The organism is Dysgonomonas sp. 511, from assembly GCF_010501105.1.
Lineage (GTDB): Bacteria > Bacteroidota > Bacteroidia > Bacteroidales > Dysgonomonadaceae > Dysgonomonas.
The window spans coordinates 20,735-35,230 of sequence record NZ_QVMQ01000037.1 but is presented as its reverse complement, the minus strand read 5'-3'; the positions used below and the strand labels follow the sequence as shown (position 1 = coordinate 35,230).

General features: G+C 40.6%; 13 protein-coding genes and 1 pseudogene. 3 read left to right on the top strand and 11 right to left on the bottom strand.

Going from position 1 to position 14,496, the window contains the following annotated elements:
* Positions 1–547 precede the first annotated feature (547 nt).
* Both D0T57_RS13650 and D0T57_RS13645 read right to left on the bottom strand, forming a co-directional pair.
* Positions 548–2,785, bottom strand: a complete 2,238-nt coding sequence (locus D0T57_RS13650; protein ID WP_163274041.1) for a TonB-dependent receptor — start codon at positions 2,783–2,785, stop codon at positions 548–550.
* A 23-nt stretch (positions 2,786–2,808) separates the two neighbouring features.
* The gene (locus D0T57_RS13645) at positions 2,809–5,136 is read right to left on the bottom strand and encodes a glycoside hydrolase family 3 N-terminal domain-containing protein (protein ID WP_163274040.1); all 2,328 of its coding nucleotides are present in this window, start codon (positions 5,134–5,136) and stop codon (positions 2,809–2,811) included.
* A gap of 225 nt (positions 5,137–5,361) precedes the next feature.
* Between D0T57_RS13645 and D0T57_RS13640 the strand changes: the two genes are divergently transcribed.
* On the top strand, positions 5,362–6,120 hold the full coding sequence (locus tag D0T57_RS13640) for an NUDIX domain-containing protein (RefSeq protein WP_163274039.1): 759 nt from the start codon (positions 5,362–5,364) through the stop codon (positions 6,118–6,120).
* Positions 6,121–6,313: 193 nt separating this feature from the next.
* Positions 6,314–6,940: a transposase gene (locus D0T57_RS15915; protein ID WP_163274043.1), complete on the top strand. Its 627-nt coding sequence runs from the start codon at positions 6,314–6,316 to the stop codon at positions 6,938–6,940.
* 74 nt (positions 6,941–7,014) lie between these two features.
* Here the strand turns inward: D0T57_RS15915 and pncB are convergent, their stop codons facing one another.
* Together pncB and D0T57_RS13625 are read right to left on the bottom strand one after the other, a co-directional pair.
* On the bottom strand, positions 7,015–8,175 hold the full coding sequence (pncB, locus tag D0T57_RS13630; protein WP_163274038.1) for a nicotinate phosphoribosyltransferase: 1,161 nt from the start codon (positions 8,173–8,175) through the stop codon (positions 7,015–7,017).
* 121 nt (positions 8,176–8,296) lie between these two features.
* Positions 8,297–9,727 (bottom strand): WG repeat-containing protein, encoded by a 1,431-nt coding sequence (locus tag D0T57_RS13625; RefSeq protein ID WP_163274037.1) that lies wholly within the window; start codon positions 9,725–9,727, stop codon positions 8,297–8,299.
* Positions 9,728–9,889: 162 nt separating this feature from the next.
* On the opposite strand from D0T57_RS13625, the gene D0T57_RS13620 reads away from it, so the two are divergent.
* A complete protein-coding gene (locus D0T57_RS13620; RefSeq protein WP_255490600.1) occupies positions 9,890–10,906 on the top strand; it encodes an energy transducer TonB in 1,017 nt (338 codons plus the stop codon).
* Positions 10,907–11,087: 181 nt separating this feature from the next.
* Here D0T57_RS13620 and D0T57_RS15695 read toward each other — a convergent pair whose 3' ends face one another.
* From D0T57_RS15695 to D0T57_RS13590, 7 genes and pseudogenes are all read right to left on the bottom strand, one after another.
* A complete protein-coding gene (locus D0T57_RS15695; RefSeq protein ID WP_368666930.1) occupies positions 11,088–11,438 on the bottom strand; it encodes a DUF4440 domain-containing protein in 351 nt (116 codons plus the stop codon).
* Positions 11,439–11,474: 36 nt separating this feature from the next.
* Positions 11,475–11,996, bottom strand: a pseudogene (locus tag D0T57_RS15625) (GNAT family N-acetyltransferase); the annotation flags it as partial.
* A 4-nt stretch (positions 11,997–12,000) separates the two neighbouring features.
* The gene (locus D0T57_RS13610; protein ID WP_163274035.1) at positions 12,001–12,393 is read right to left on the bottom strand and encodes a VOC family protein; all 393 of its coding nucleotides are present in this window, start codon (positions 12,391–12,393) and stop codon (positions 12,001–12,003) included.
* Positions 12,394–12,403: 10 nt separating this feature from the next.
* On the bottom strand, positions 12,404–12,808 hold the full coding sequence (locus D0T57_RS13605; RefSeq protein WP_163274034.1) for a glyoxalase/bleomycin resistance/extradiol dioxygenase family protein: 405 nt from the start codon (positions 12,806–12,808) through the stop codon (positions 12,404–12,406).
* A gap of 59 nt (positions 12,809–12,867) precedes the next feature.
* On the bottom strand, positions 12,868–13,611 hold the full coding sequence (locus D0T57_RS13600; protein WP_163274033.1) for a helix-turn-helix domain-containing protein: 744 nt from the start codon (positions 13,609–13,611) through the stop codon (positions 12,868–12,870).
* A gap of 5 nt (positions 13,612–13,616) precedes the next feature.
* Positions 13,617–14,216 (bottom strand): type 1 glutamine amidotransferase family protein, encoded by a 600-nt coding sequence (locus tag D0T57_RS13595; RefSeq protein ID WP_163274032.1) that lies wholly within the window; start codon positions 14,214–14,216, stop codon positions 13,617–13,619.
* Positions 14,217–14,227: 11 nt separating this feature from the next.
* The gene (locus D0T57_RS13590) at positions 14,228–14,356 is read right to left on the bottom strand and encodes a 4Fe-4S dicluster domain-containing protein (protein ID WP_255490599.1); all 129 of its coding nucleotides are present in this window, start codon (positions 14,354–14,356) and stop codon (positions 14,228–14,230) included.
* Positions 14,357–14,496 lie beyond the last annotated feature (140 nt).

The following is a 14,496-nucleotide window of genomic DNA, read 5'->3' as shown; positions in this document are numbered from 1 at the left end:
GATTAAGTCTACCAGTGGGGCTGTATTCTTGGAATATACACGAAGTGTAACTCCATTGGGATATGTAATCTCTATAGTAAAACTTTCTTCAGGCTCTACAAAATTTGCCTCCTCTGGTGATATTTGAGCCTGTAAATGGTACAGTATGGCTTCATAAATCGGAATTACCTTCACTCTTTTGTGTAACGGTACAAGCAATCAATGCTGTGCTTTGTTCTATATCCAAAGGGCACATTGTTGACATAAAAAAGACTTGTATTTATGACTTGTGTGTAAAAGGGAGTTGTGCCCGGTACGATTTGCGGGAGGTAAATTTAGAAGTAATTATAGCAATGGCCTTTCGAATCAACTCACCTTATGCAGAGGCTCTTCGAAAATGGGTCATTGAACGGTGTCTGCATCCGGGTATCAGTTATTGCTTGCCATTGGATATGGAGCAGCAGGCAGGGCTGAATTAGAAAATAGATGTCTAAAAAAAACGAGGCTGGATTCTAAGTCTCCTGCAAATTTAGAATCCAGCCTCTATCCATTACCTATTAGGCTAATTTTAGAACTTATATTTCAGCCCAAACTCTACGGTAAACGGACGGATATATGTTCCTGAAAGGATTGCGCCTTCCATATTTTTTGCCTCATCGGCAGTATACAAATCCGCTCCCGATATTGTTCCCTGTGCTCCACGCTGATTCAGTAAGTTTACAGCAGAGGCTGTTATTTCCAGATTTTTGTTGACATTGTAGTTTAAGCCTGCGAATGTTTCCCAGCGACCTTTGAAAGACAGGGAATTTGTCAGGTTGGCATACTCTTTACTGAAATAACGTGCGCTTGCCCAGATTCTTACTTTATCCCATTGGTAACTTGGGTCTATTTCGATCAACATTTTAGAAACGCCTGTAACCGTATTGTCGTTGAAGTTGTAATCTACAGAAGCGTTTTTGCCTGGGGCTTTATTTACAAAGTTTACTGTTCCTGAGTAATTTTTGTATTTCGGAGCCTGTAAAGTGAACAGTACATGCAGGTTGAAATTCTTAAAAGGGGTAGCCATAACATCTGTAGTCCATCCGATAGTCTCAATATCATAAGATACTGTAGGACGTTCCACATGGTTTACATCGTTCGGATTTGTGAAGTTTACAGTAGAACGGTATTCATCACGCTTGATATAAGTAGCTTTCGATACTACGCTAAACAAAGGATGATTGTAAAACACACCGAATCCAGCTCCCGGTATTTTCGATTTTTTCAAGTTCGGTTCATTTCCTGCCGAGTAGTTTTCCAGATGTCCTGCTTGTTCGTTGTATGTTGCTTCTCCTAATAACCCAAGGTTTTTTGTCATTTTATATACACCGCTTATCATAAAAGCCTTGTTGAACCAGTCTTTATTTATGTCTGTCTTTTTATTATCAAGATATGGAATGCCTTCTACTTTATCATCATTATTGATAAAATCACCTCGCAAACTCTGATATTCCAGACGAGCACCTGCATTTAATGTAATAACATTCGATACATCCCATTTGTCTGTTACAAATATCGCCGTCTTGTTTTCCGTACCGTTGTGATATTCGGCCATTCCATAATATTCAGATCCGTTTATCCGTTTAGGATTGGCTTCCACTGTTTGTTTGTAGTTGACTCCTTCTGTTGTAAATTTGTCAATGTCGTATATCCATTGGTTCAAACCGATTTTCCAGTCGTGGTTCCCTGACTTTTTACCTACTTCAAATAAACTTGTCAATGATTTTATAGGTGTTTTCTTTGACGCCAGAGCCATCACTCCCTGCAAATAGCCTGTAGTCTGATTTCCATTAGCATCTGTATATGTTTCCTCCTGGATACCTGTCATAATAGGAAGATATAGACCTGATTTTGCAGAGTGAAGCCGGATAATATAGTTAAAATTCAGGCCATTGTTAAATTTATTCTTTCCGATTAAGTCTACGGTATGCGAGCGTGAACCATAGTCGTCCAACGCATCACGTTCTACTATTTGCCCTGTTGAAGCGTCCATCACTGTGAATTTTTGACTTGCAATATAATTATCTCCACCTATCTTAAAGTCATCCAATTCAGATACCGAACCATCGAGATGATATTTGTAAGGAGCATACTGTTGCATAGTCATCGACTTGGAATCAGCATATTTATAGAAAACCGAGAACGAACCTGTACCACTACCAAAGGCATAATCTTTAGTCAAGGCAACTTTATATAATTGAGTCTGGTCATTGAGGTATCTGTCGATATTATTCTTGCTTACCTTGTAAGTACCCGGGTCGTAGTTTACAAATGCACCCACCGAATACTTTAACCCATTCTTGAATGAGCCACTAACATTGGCTGTGCCATTCAATAATCCGAAGTGGTTGGAATTGAGGCTTACATTTCCCTGAAATTTGTCAGTACCCAGATTATTATATGTCCCTACTGAGAAACCTACATCGCCAATATTGATAGCCGTCTGTCCAAGGTCAAGAAGCTTTACTCCGTTGGTCATTCCGTCCATACGCCACGATTTGTAAGGCATTTCGGGCCAGAAGAAGTATACTACAGGTAGATCATTTTCCAATACTGTTGTACCTCCAACACTGGCAGGCAGACCAATATTCACATTCCGGGGCCCGGCGTTGGCAGATGCGGCGTTCAGCATCACATTGCGGTCGCTACCTTTTTCGGCTACTGCTACTTTTGTAGTATCGCTTTTTGCTTTGTCCTGAGCATTAACACTAATGCATAGGGTTGCAAAAGCTGCTAATAATGCTATGTTTGTTACCAATTTTTTCATAATGCGTAATTTAAGGATTTTGATTATTTATTTCCGTATTTAGCTGTGCGGGCGTCTTTTATCACACCTTTCCAGTTCAGGCCGAATGCAAAGTCGTATACATTGCCTTCTGTATCTTTATGGCATTCCATATCGAATGGAACATCTTCAAACTGTTTTTCTACGGTCGACATATTGGCAGGCATTTGCATTGGTAGCAATCCCGAAGGCTCGTATTTGCCGGAAATAATATCCAGTACAGCTTGTTCCTTCACCGAGAAGCGGGTAAGAATAGCATCCACCTTGTCTTCAAATTCGTTGAACACCATTGCACGCGACAGGTTAGCGACTACTATAACGGGTTTATCGCCCATCATTTCACGAGTATTCAATACAGTGCGTAAATCCATTGTGTTCGATGCTGTAACGGTTTTTCCTTTATACGAACGGTTTTTTATTGTAGGGTCTACCACAGGGTCTCCGGCGGCTATGCTATGTTCGCGGGCGTCATCAGCTGTATATGTTCCATACTGTAGGGTGATAGGCACATATCCGTTTCTGCCTGCTTCACGGTCTTTTTTGTCATATCCTCCACCATCGTTGTTGCTATAAGGCCCTGAGATGAATACTATAGCAAAATCAGCTTTTGCCGGATTGTCTGTGATGTCGTAATATTTTTTCAATAAGTCAAGATTTACTGGCATTTGAAGGCTTTGTTTCGACCAGTTGCCCCACCAGTCTTTTACTGATGGTGAGTAAACCTCGGGTATATAGACTGTTTTCCTTTCTTTTATTGGCAATACATTGCCTTTGTTTTTCAACATCACAATTGATTTTAGTTGTGCATCATAGCCCTCCTGCATAAAGTCGGGGTTACCTACAGTTTTTGCACTTTCCATTGGGTCGAGGTATGGATTTTCAAACAGGCCAAGTCGGAAAATATTCCTTAGAAGTCGTATTGCCGATTGTTCAAAGCGGTTTCTCATAAATTTCTTTCCATGCTCTTTTACTCCCATGTTATAGGCTTCGATTACAGGTCCCATTTCATTGTTGCCTCCAAATTGGTCCATTCCGGCCATCAAGGCTATATAATGTCTTTCGGCAACGGTTTTAGATTCTACGCCCCAAGGTTTTCCGGCAAAGTCACCGGGACTTGCAGGTTCATCCCCTGTGATTAACCAATCGGTACAGACAACACCGTCGTAGCCGTATTTTTCTCTTAGCAGGTCTGTAATAATGTATTTACTGAATCCGTTTGCCAGATTTGTTCCGTCTTTTGCCTGATTGTAAGAGATTGTATAATAAGGCATCACGGCAGAAGCCATGTTTGTCTTTCCATCCAGTTTGAATGCACCTTCGGTAAATGGTTTCAAATGTGTTTCAAAATTATTCCCTGGATATACGGCAAACTTACCGAAAGCCCAGTGCCCGTCGCGGCCGCCTTCTTCAGGGCCTCCGCTAGGCCAGTGTTTTACCATTGCGTTTACACTTTTATATCCCCATCCGTCCGCAATTTCATCTTTTCCATACGAGGTCTGGAAACCATCTATGTAAGCACGCGCCATGTCTGTGGCCAAAGCTGGGCTTTCTCCGAATGTCATGCTTGCACGGTACCAACGTGGTTCAGTAGCAAGGTCTATTTGTGGAGAAAGGGCTGTACCGATACCTAAGGCACGGTATTCTTGTGCTGCTATTTGCCCGAAACGTTTTACCAGGTCAGGTTCGAATGTGGCAGCCATGCCTAGTCCGTCAGGCCATACAGATATTTCACCACCTGCTCCTGCATTAAACTCGGCGACAGTAGAACCTGTAACCTGTCCAGAGTGACGAGGGTCGGAACTGTTGTTGGCAGGGATACCTAAACCTATACCTTCTACCCATGCTTGCATAACGTTATTCCATCGTGCTGCTATTTCAGGGCTTTGCACTCCTACTAATAATACATGGCGCAGGTTGTCGTCTTTCAAAAATACCTTCTGCGCATCAGATAAGTCCCAAGGATTTGCTCCGCTTTGTGAAAAAACTTTTCCATTATATGTACCTGAGGCAAAACCGGCTTCATTTGAAGGAACAGCCTGATGTCCGCTATATAACATCAGCCCGGCGATTTGTTCCACTGTCATTTTTTTTGCGAGGTCTTTTGCCCGTTCATCTACAGGCAGACGCCAGTCTTCGTATTTGTCAAGTTTCCCGTTTTTGTTAAGATCTTTAAATTTTAGTCCGTCTACCGTCAAGATTTTCACTCCCGACGCAGGCGAATATCCTAATGTTGGTCCATTGTTATTTTCAACAGTGTTGAATTTGTCAGACTGTTGTGAATAACCATTCACTGATAGAAGTATGACTCCGATAGATAGAAATAATTTTTTCATGGTTATAATTATTTATTAAAACTGCGTTAATACAACGCAAATATAGAGGGATAATTTTGAACAAAAAACTAAAACTGCGTGAAAAATACGCAGATATGTTTTAAAACATATATTCTGCGTTATTGCAACGCAGAAACAATTTAGGTTATCATATTTTTATTACCTTTGTTTCATACTGCATTGGTGAGAATTGCAATGACTTTTGAGAAATAAAAAATATGATATATGACTGAAAAAAGTTTATTCTATCCTTATACGGCCGATAATATCCATCCCGGTTTTTCTGTCGATTGTGTAATTCTGAGTTTTTATAAAAAGAAACTCAGGGTATTGCTTAATAAGTTTGATATCAGTAAATACTGGCAATTGCCGGGAGGTTTCATGTACAAAGAAGAAAGTTCGGATGAAGCAGCCATAAGAATATTAACTTCGCGAACAGGAGTGACTGATGTTTATTTGAAGCAATTCTACTTGTTTAGCGATCCCAACAGGACAAAAATGGATCAGAATGTGGAATATATCGAGGAGAATGTACATAAAGGCAGGGATGTTGATAGTGCTGAGCAATGGTTTTTACGAAGGTTTGTTACTTTAGGATATTATGCTTTTGTGAAATATGATAATGTAAAGTTGTCGAGTGTAGAGGAAGATGTAGCCAAGTGGTTCGATATAAATGCTTTGCCTCCATTATATTCTGACCATGAAAACATTATAAAAACAGCGCTGGAAATGATACGCGCACTTCTTCCCGTCATTCCGGCAGGAAGCGAATTGCTTCCTGAGAAGTTCACAATGAGCGAACTGAGGAAGATATACGAGATTATATTGGGCAGGAAGCTCGACAGGCGCAACTTCCAGCGGAAAGTACTTGCTACAGGAGTTATTGTACAGCTGGACGAAATAAAAAGTACAAGTTCATATAATCCACCTATCTTATATTCTTTCGATAAAAAAAAGAAAGACTTGTTTGATTTTTCTTTTTAAAATGCTAACAGCGTATTTTAAGTATGTTTCTTTTGAAGGAATGTGTCAAAAGTATTTTGAACTTTCTCTTAACTTACTTTTGACACATCTAATTCATTAATTAACAATCAAAAAATAAAATCACAATGAAAGTATGTATTGCAGAAAAACCCAGCGTAGTGCGTGAGATAGCGGCTATCGTGGGAGCAAGAATATCTATATTATAGACAGGGGGCTGCAATCTGTCAGAACAATCTCTTCTTTCAATAAAGAAATGGCAACCTTTATAGTCCGTTCCAGAGAAAACCGCAAACATATAGAACTTAAATCATTGATTAGTAATGAAACCCCTACTGATTTAGGTAATCTTATCCTATTGAAGGATAGTTTAGTATATTTATATATGGGCAAACCCATAAATAACAAACGAGGTAATATCCATTACAGGGAAGAATTGGTTGAAGAACCCTTCCGCCTAATTATAGTTCAAAGCAAGGTAGATGAAGCTAACGTATTTTGGTTTATTACAAATGAGTTTAAACTTTCAGCCAAAGATGTAGCGGATGCTTACAGGCGAAGATGGGATATTGAGGTATTCTTTCGTTTTATTAAACAGGAACTGAATGTAAGCCATCTTGTTTCTTTAAACAAAAATGGAATACAGGTTATGTTATACATGACCCTGATTGTAGCTATGCTCATTTTAATATACAAGCATGCGAACAATATCGGACATAAAACAGCTAAGCGAAGATTTACTATGGAAATGAGAAACCTGATTATATCCATGATTGTCATAGAATGTGACGGGAACCCGGACATCTTCTTTAAGCTAGAATGAAAAGAGGCCGGAATTTCTTCCGACCACTCTTACCTCTTTGAGGACACCTTCTTTTTACTATTTATCCTGAAGTGTCAAAACCCCAGTGTTTTAAGGCTTAAATCTATTTCCTGTGGATCGCCGGTATGCTTACCGGATACATCCGATAATTTGACTGCCTTTAGATATTTTACATCCTTCTTATTGGCTTTTACATCGGTCAGCTTGATAACCATATTTAATGGTTTCGCACCCACATCGTTCGAAAAGAAAGTGCCGATTCCGTATGTATCGTGAATGCGGCCTGCAACATGGTCTTTTATTTGCTTTACAGTTTCCAGATTGAGCGAGTCGCTGAATACCAACGTTTTCGACACGGGCTCAATACGGTTTTGCTCGTAGAAGCGGATCGCCTTGTCGGCAAATACAAGCGGATCGCCGCTGTCGTGCCTCACGCCATCGAATAGTTTTGCTTGCTTGAGGCTGAACGAATCGAAAAACGAATCGGTAGTATAAGTATCTGTCAGGGCAATACCGAGGCTGCCATCGTAAACATCGACCCATGCTTCCAATCCCTTTATATTAGCCGAACGATAGCCAAATACAGCGCCATGATACATAAACCACTCGTGCGGCATGGTGCCGATAGGTATAGTATCATGTTTCATTGCCAGATATACGTTGCTTGTTCCTTTAAAATACTCTCCCGACCCGGCTTTGAGAGCTTCCACCACTTTATCCTGTACATCGAACGAAAAACGGCGGCGTGTGCCAAACTCCGAATAGTCGGCCTTCAATTCTTTCAAGGCTATGGCTTTCGTTATGGCTTTTTCTTCCACATCCTGCGGTGCTGCTCCTGTCATTTGGAAATACAATTCGGATATGATAGCCATCAATGGTACTTCCCACAACACTGTGCGATACCAATAACCTTCGACAACCACGCTGAGCTCGCCTCCGTTCTGCTCTATCGTCACTTCCGACGGGTCGTAGCGATAGCCTTCGAGAAAGTCGATAAACACAGGGTCGAAGAAATAGCAACGCTTTTCTACGAATTTCTTTTCCTGGCGTGTAAGCTGCAAACTTGCCATAGCATTCACTTCTTCGCGCATACGTGCGGCGAAACCATCGGGAAACGCCGTCTTGCCCCGGTTGGTAAATGCGTACTTGACATACGACCACGGGTAAAGCTTCTGTATGGCGTGCATTACCGAAAATTTGTATAAGTCGTTGTCGGTGAAATGTTGTATTATCATCTGGTATAGTTTTGAATAAAGAACAAATATATAAAAAGAATGTTTGCTTTCGCTATTTACAAAAAATAAGCCGGCGAAAATATTAATATCCCCCGGCTTGCTTATTATTTCTCGGTTTATATTATTTGACTACACGTATAGCGTCGCTACCTTGCACCATAGGGAGTACATTGGTGTAAATATGTTTTGTCAGAAATTCGCCCTTGCTGTTTACTATCGCCACCTTATTATTCTGCACTACGCCAAACAGGCCGTTGTTGATATTGAAAACAGACTGAAAATCACCGGCAATCAATTTTTGTGGCTTCTCGCTTTGCGAATAGAGGCTCCATGTCCCATTATTTTTAATCGGAATCGCTCCCGAATCGGGATATCCTATGTCTTCGTAGTTGAAAGGGATTACCTCGCGCCCGTCTTTATCTACAAGTCCTGCTTTGCTATTGCGAATGGCAGGAGAGAAGCCATTGGTATTGAAACCGCCTATCTTATCATAGCCTTGTTCGGTAAGTTCCATACCTTTGGCTGTCAGTTCCGTACCGGCATTGGCAAAAACAAAGAACTTATCTCCTTTCTTCACGATAGTAACTCCCCATTTAGGACTGTATTGGGCTATATCGTCATAATTGCATGGTACTACGATTTCGCCTTTTTCGTTATATAATCCATACTTTTCGTTTTTAGCCTGCACTTTATAGGCATCATCGCTATGGTAGCGAATAGTATTAAATTGGAATGGTATTACTACTTTTCCTTTATCGTCGATAGCACCATTTTGTCCCATTACATGCTGTTTATAAAGGCTTAGCAATGCGCCCCCCTCATCCCACATATAAGGCTCGGTATAGATGTAGTTTACGATAAGTTTACCCTGTTTATTTATCAAGCCTGATTTAGATGAATAATTACCTCCTTTTGACACAATAATCGCATCTTTAAATCCTTTTTTCGATTCTATGCTGCTATACAAGCTGCTGAAAGGCAGGATAAGCGCTCCTGTTGAGGAATTGTAGACGCCAAACTGCGATTTGCCGTTTGCTTTCCGGCGCACGCCAACCATGCCATTGCGGACGAAGTATACTCCTTCGAAGCCTGTCGGTTTAAACTGTTCGCCTGTATATTTATAGACATATACACCCGATTTTATTCCTGTTATCAGTTTTTCGGAAGGATAGAGCGTGTATGCCGAACTTCCATTTCCCATAATGGGTATCAATGGCAATATAGTCTTGCCGCCCTTACCTACCACCTTGCATTGCTTGCCTGTTTGGGTAACCGCTAGCAGAGATTCGGAATCGAACTGGTAAATCTTGTCATAGATAATAGGGACAATCAAAGCCCCCGTATTGTCGATAATCCCAACCTTACCTGCTTTATTGGCTATCGCATAGCCGTTTTCGGTAAATTGGGCAATAGATTTGTACGAGCAGGGTACTTGTTCTGTTACCGACGAACCTGTAAATTTTGCAATTCCGACCAGAGCCGACTGTTTTTGCTGGGCATTCAGCGCAAAGGCTGCGCAAAGAAAGAGTAAAATTAATGTAATTTTCTTCATAGTGATTTCCTGTTAAGTTTTTTCCTTACGTACAAATTTAAAAAAAAATTAGGATAAATGAAATGCCTTAAATGCTATTCTTTATATCTTTGAGATGGATTCGTTATCATATTTACACAGAGATAAATTAAGCACCTGTTTAAATCACATTATTACTTCAAAATGAACAAACTAATACTTCTTGCCTGCGGGCTGTTAATCAGTTTTTGTATATCGGCACAAAACATCAAAGGATATTGGCTACTCGAAAGTTTTGATACAAACATAAAAACCAACACCGAAGCGACTACAAATCTTATAGAAAAAGAATTTAAACGTATGTTGCAAAAAAGCATGGGGTTTGTTTTTTTCTTTTCAGATAACAACACCCTTACTATTGACGGCGATAATATGGGCGAATACAAAGTAGATGGTGACAGCATATATTATAAAACAAAATTTAAGGAAGCAGCTAAATTCAGTTTCAACAATGAAGGAAAACTGATCCTGAGTTCGAACACGGCAAACAATCTTTGGCGCGTGTACGATCGTTGGCCGGAGATAGAAAAGTCTGCAGAAGAAATACAGGAGATAGCAATCAATATGTACTTCGGAAAGTTCCCCGACGGTTATAGATTTGAAGAACAGATACCTGTAGGGGAAGATGTTGTAATGGCCGTAGAAGAGGCTGCTATAGATATGACTGTGTTTGAAGAACAGGTTGTTGCAGAGGATGCTATCGCAGAAGGTGTTATGGGTGATATCGCAGAAGAAGCTATAGCGGGAGTAATAGTAGCCATGGACACGACTATGTTTAAGGGACAGGTTGTTATAGAGAAGGTTATCGCAGAAGATATTGAGAAAGTGACAGCTGAGGATAATTCTATAATTTATCATGTTGTAGAACAAATGCCAGAGTTTGTGGGTGGAGTAGCTGAGATGCATCAGTTTATTGCTGCAAACCTGCGATATCCGCAAGAAGCTGCTTCTGAAGGGATAGAGGGGCGTGTTAGCCTACGCTTTATAATCAATAAGGATGGTTCTATCAGCGATGTAGAAGCAACAAGGAAAGTAAATCCACATCTCGACGAAGAGGCTATCCGCGTAGTAAAAGCTATGCCGAAATGGAATGCCGGAAAATTGAGGGGTAAAAATGTGCGGGTTTATTTTTCCCTACCAATTACTTTCAGGCTTAACTAATAGTAAGTTTCACTTGCAATTCCCAGATAGCTTTTGATTCTATCGTTATGACATAGTTCAAAGCTGGAGAAAATCAATTCCACGAACTTTATGAAGTGGCAACGTTGTATATGAGCTTTTTATAGCTGGATAGAGGCCATCTCATCATTGTGAGACAGTCGCTTCAATATAACTCATTTATTTACTTATTGAAAGACCAATGCGTATGTATAATTTTCCACTGATTAGCAATATCTAATTTATAGACTTCCGTACAGCTCATTCTAAATATCAGCCCATCTCTTTGAACGACATAATTGTATGTCAGCACAGCAACATTTGCTGATAGCTGCACCGTGGGGTTGATTATTTCGTATTGGTCGATTTTAATCTTGCCTCTAACCGTGTTGTAGTAATCTTCCAGCGCTTTCTTACCTTCCAGTTTGCGCTCGAAGGCAGGGTCGATATACACAACGTCCTCAGATGTCAATTCTAAAAAACCATCGGGGTTTCCATCGTTCCAGAGCGCTAATGCTTGTTTCTCTAAGCTAATGATTTTAGCTTTAATACTCTCATCATTTGCTGATAAGATGTCTTTTCTATAATCTCCGTCTTTCTTTTTCATAAATCCATTACTTAATAGTGCCTTTATTGAGAAGGTGTTTTCTTCAGAAGGGTCTGCCGCTATCTCACGTCCACCCAATGCAATGATTCTTTCTTCTAACTGCTGGATAACGATTTTGCTGATACCTTTATTCAAGTACTCCTCTTCGCCAATCAGGTAACCAATTTCAAAGGTATGGTTTTTCTCTGTTACGTCTCCATACAAGTCTTCGAAATCATGTCCTTCTTCTTCAATATCTTTCAAATAGAAGCAATCGGCATAAAGGCAATAGCCTATTTTACGGTCGTTGTGGTAGACGATAAAGTGGGTTAGGAAATTGTACTTGCCGTCTTTGTTATTGACTTCTTCTAACCAAGCCGACCGTTGTTCTTCTCCATCAGGACACAATCTTTCGTAGATATAGGCTTTGTTGAGCCATTCTTCAAATAGCGGGATGTCTTCTTTAGAGAGAGGCTTTAATGATATATGAATTTTATCTATAGACATGAGATTATTTCAGCGGAGTATACAATTCTATCAGGTTCTCTTCCGGGTCGTACAGGTGGACAACACGCATTCCCCAACCGGGCATATCCGTTGGTTTATTTATGAATTTAAGTCCTTTTGCCGAAAGAGCTTGATAAGTTTCATCTACATTATCAACTTCAAAAGATATCATCGACTTTTCGCGATAACCTATGGGTTGTGTTTTGTCAGCGTTACCAACAGCAGGTGCCATATAGTCGGACGTGAATATGGCAAGTCCTTCTATTCCGTCGGCTACTTTGAAGCTGCCATAGCATTCTTCAACATCCCAGGCAGCCTCCAAACCAAGCCCGTGGGTGTAAAAATCGAAACATTTTCGATAGTCTTTTACTAATAGTCTTACGTTACTGAATTTCATATCTGTTTTGTTATTGATTTGTATCTTCCGTTACCGTCAGAATATGCCCGTTATTATCGAAGAAGGCAAACTCATCCGCACCATAGAATGTTTTATGCATTTCTTTGGCGATATATTCTGTTCCCTGAAGCTTTTCGTACAGTGTTTGCATGCCTTTCATCTTTACATAAAAGGTCATTGCCCCCAACACCATACGACCGGCTAACTGCGGATATTCTTCGATTAAGTTACCCATTTCCTGAAACATAATTGTTGCTCCGCCATTAGCAACCATTGCCCATTGCAAACCTCCGGCTGGAGCGGGAACACTCATAATAAGATTGAAACCTAATGTTTCGGTATAAAACTGTACTGTTTCATCGACGCTCTTTACGCCAATATTGGGAGATAAGGTTTGATATTCCATAGCTTTCATATTTTTAAGTACAAAAATACAATATCTGTTTGGAGTGTTTCGTGTAAAAAAACGACATTCTACGCTGTATGTTCCGACGGAGAGAGACTTCCCAATCGCTGAAACTCTTTATTCATGTGTGAATGATCGTGATATCCGCAAGCAATGGCTATTTCGTACATGCTCTCATCCGGATGGGTTTCTATATAACGGCGGACAGACCGGAAACGCATGATGTTACTGAATACTTTGGGCGTTATACCGATGGTTGTTTTGAATCTACGTTCGAATTGCCGTTCGGACAGGCATACCTCTCCGGCTATTTTACTGACAGATACATGTCCATTATTGCTTTGAATAAGAGAAACGGCATGCCCGATTTGCCTGTCAGGCAGATATAACTTGTGCATACGTGCAAGAAAATACGCATCGATATAAGCAATCCGATCCTGCATACACCCCATGTCGGGCAATTGCTCATAGAAGCTTTTATCAAACAGAGTTTCGGCGAGTGGGAGTTCTATATTCCTGTTGGTAATGCCGAAAACAGGTATGCGGGTAAATGCGGTAATCCCTGCCGGAGCAAAGCGGATTCCCATCATTTGCACCTGCCCCGGCTGATAGGATATTTCCAACAAAGAGGTCATCGTGCCGACAAGCTTAGGTAATCCGGCTGGATTGTTACTTCCGAAATCAAAGATAATATCCACACAACCATCGGGGAGAATACGCTGTGTAAGCGGATTCTCAACCAATCCATCGGCAACCCAATAGGTTTCTATCAAATGCTGTAGGCGTAGATCGGGCGGATATTCTTTATACATACATATTATTTCGGCGAAAGTCCATTGGTGTAATATTGGTAACTCTCTTCTATAATTTCGGGCGTATCTGCATCTAAGGCGTACAAGATTTCACGGCAGAAATCCAATGGTGCAGTGCCGTTGGCTGTAACAATGTTGCCGTCTCTCACGGCTTGTTTGTTGATATAGTTGGCTTCGCCTGTATATTTTTCTCCGGCATATTGTTTCAGGTAGTCCAGTCCGTTGCTTGTATGCTTCACGTTGTTGAGGATGCCACATGCTCCGAGAAATACCGAGGCATTGCATATTCCGGCAACTAATTTATTCTCTTTAATAGCCTTCTCTACGAGCGGAACAATTTGTGCCGCTTCGGGCGAGAACCAACGCATACCGCCAATCAACACCAGTCCGGCATAGTTGGCCGGCATATCATTGATGTCGTAATCGGGTAACACTTTGAATCCACCAATGGACATGATAGGCTCCTTTGTGATAGCCATTGTTTTCACGGTGTATTTGATTGGTCCTCCGGGTTTAACGCCTATATTCAGACTGGTTGAGATATAAGCACCTTCCCAATCGGCAAACTCATTTAAGAGTACGAAAATTACTTCTTTTTTGTTCATGTTGTTTTTACTTATAATTCTTTTTTCATATATCGTTGTGTCCATGGGCAATGCACCATACATTTCAGACAAGTGGTGCATTTATCGACATCAATTATTTCTTCGCGCTGTACGCCTGTTTGCCAAACCGGAGATATCAACAAAGAGAATAAACTCTATTTCATGTTGCTTTAGTTCATTTGTTATCGTTTCGTTTAGAGTCATTTCTCTGTTACTCGGATAGCAAAGATACAGACTTATTCCGCAGGAACATAAAGTTTTTGGGTACATATATATAATA

Coding starts and splice junctions, on each gene's coding strand:
- D0T57_RS13625 (WP_163274037.1), bottom strand. CDS start 9,727: ATGAAGAAAATTACATTAATTTTACTCTTTCTTTGCGCAGCCTTTGCG.
- D0T57_RS13605 (WP_163274034.1), bottom strand. CDS start 12,808: ATGAAAGCTATGGAATATCAAACCTTATCTCCCAATATTGGCGTAAAG.
- D0T57_RS13595 (WP_163274032.1), bottom strand. CDS start 14,216: ATGAACAAAAAAGAAGTAATTTTCGTACTCTTAAATGAGTTTGCCGAT.
- pncB (WP_163274038.1), bottom strand. CDS start 8,175: ATGATAATACAACATTTCACCGACAACGACTTATACAAATTTTCGGTA.
- D0T57_RS13650 (WP_163274041.1), bottom strand. CDS start 2,785: ATGAAAAAATTGGTAACAAACATAGCATTATTAGCAGCTTTTGCAACC.
- D0T57_RS13640 (WP_163274039.1), top strand. CDS start 5,362: ATGACTGAAAAAAGTTTATTCTATCCTTATACGGCCGATAATATCCAT.
- D0T57_RS13620 (WP_255490600.1), top strand. CDS start 9,890: ATGAACAAACTAATACTTCTTGCCTGCGGGCTGTTAATCAGTTTTTGT.
- D0T57_RS13600 (WP_163274033.1), bottom strand. CDS start 13,611: ATGTATAAAGAATATCCGCCCGATCTACGCCTACAGCATTTGATAGAA.
- D0T57_RS13610 (WP_163274035.1), bottom strand. CDS start 12,393: ATGAAATTCAGTAACGTAAGACTATTAGTAAAAGACTATCGAAAATGT.
- D0T57_RS13645 (WP_163274040.1), bottom strand. CDS start 5,136: ATGAAAAAATTATTTCTATCTATCGGAGTCATACTTCTATCAGTGAAT.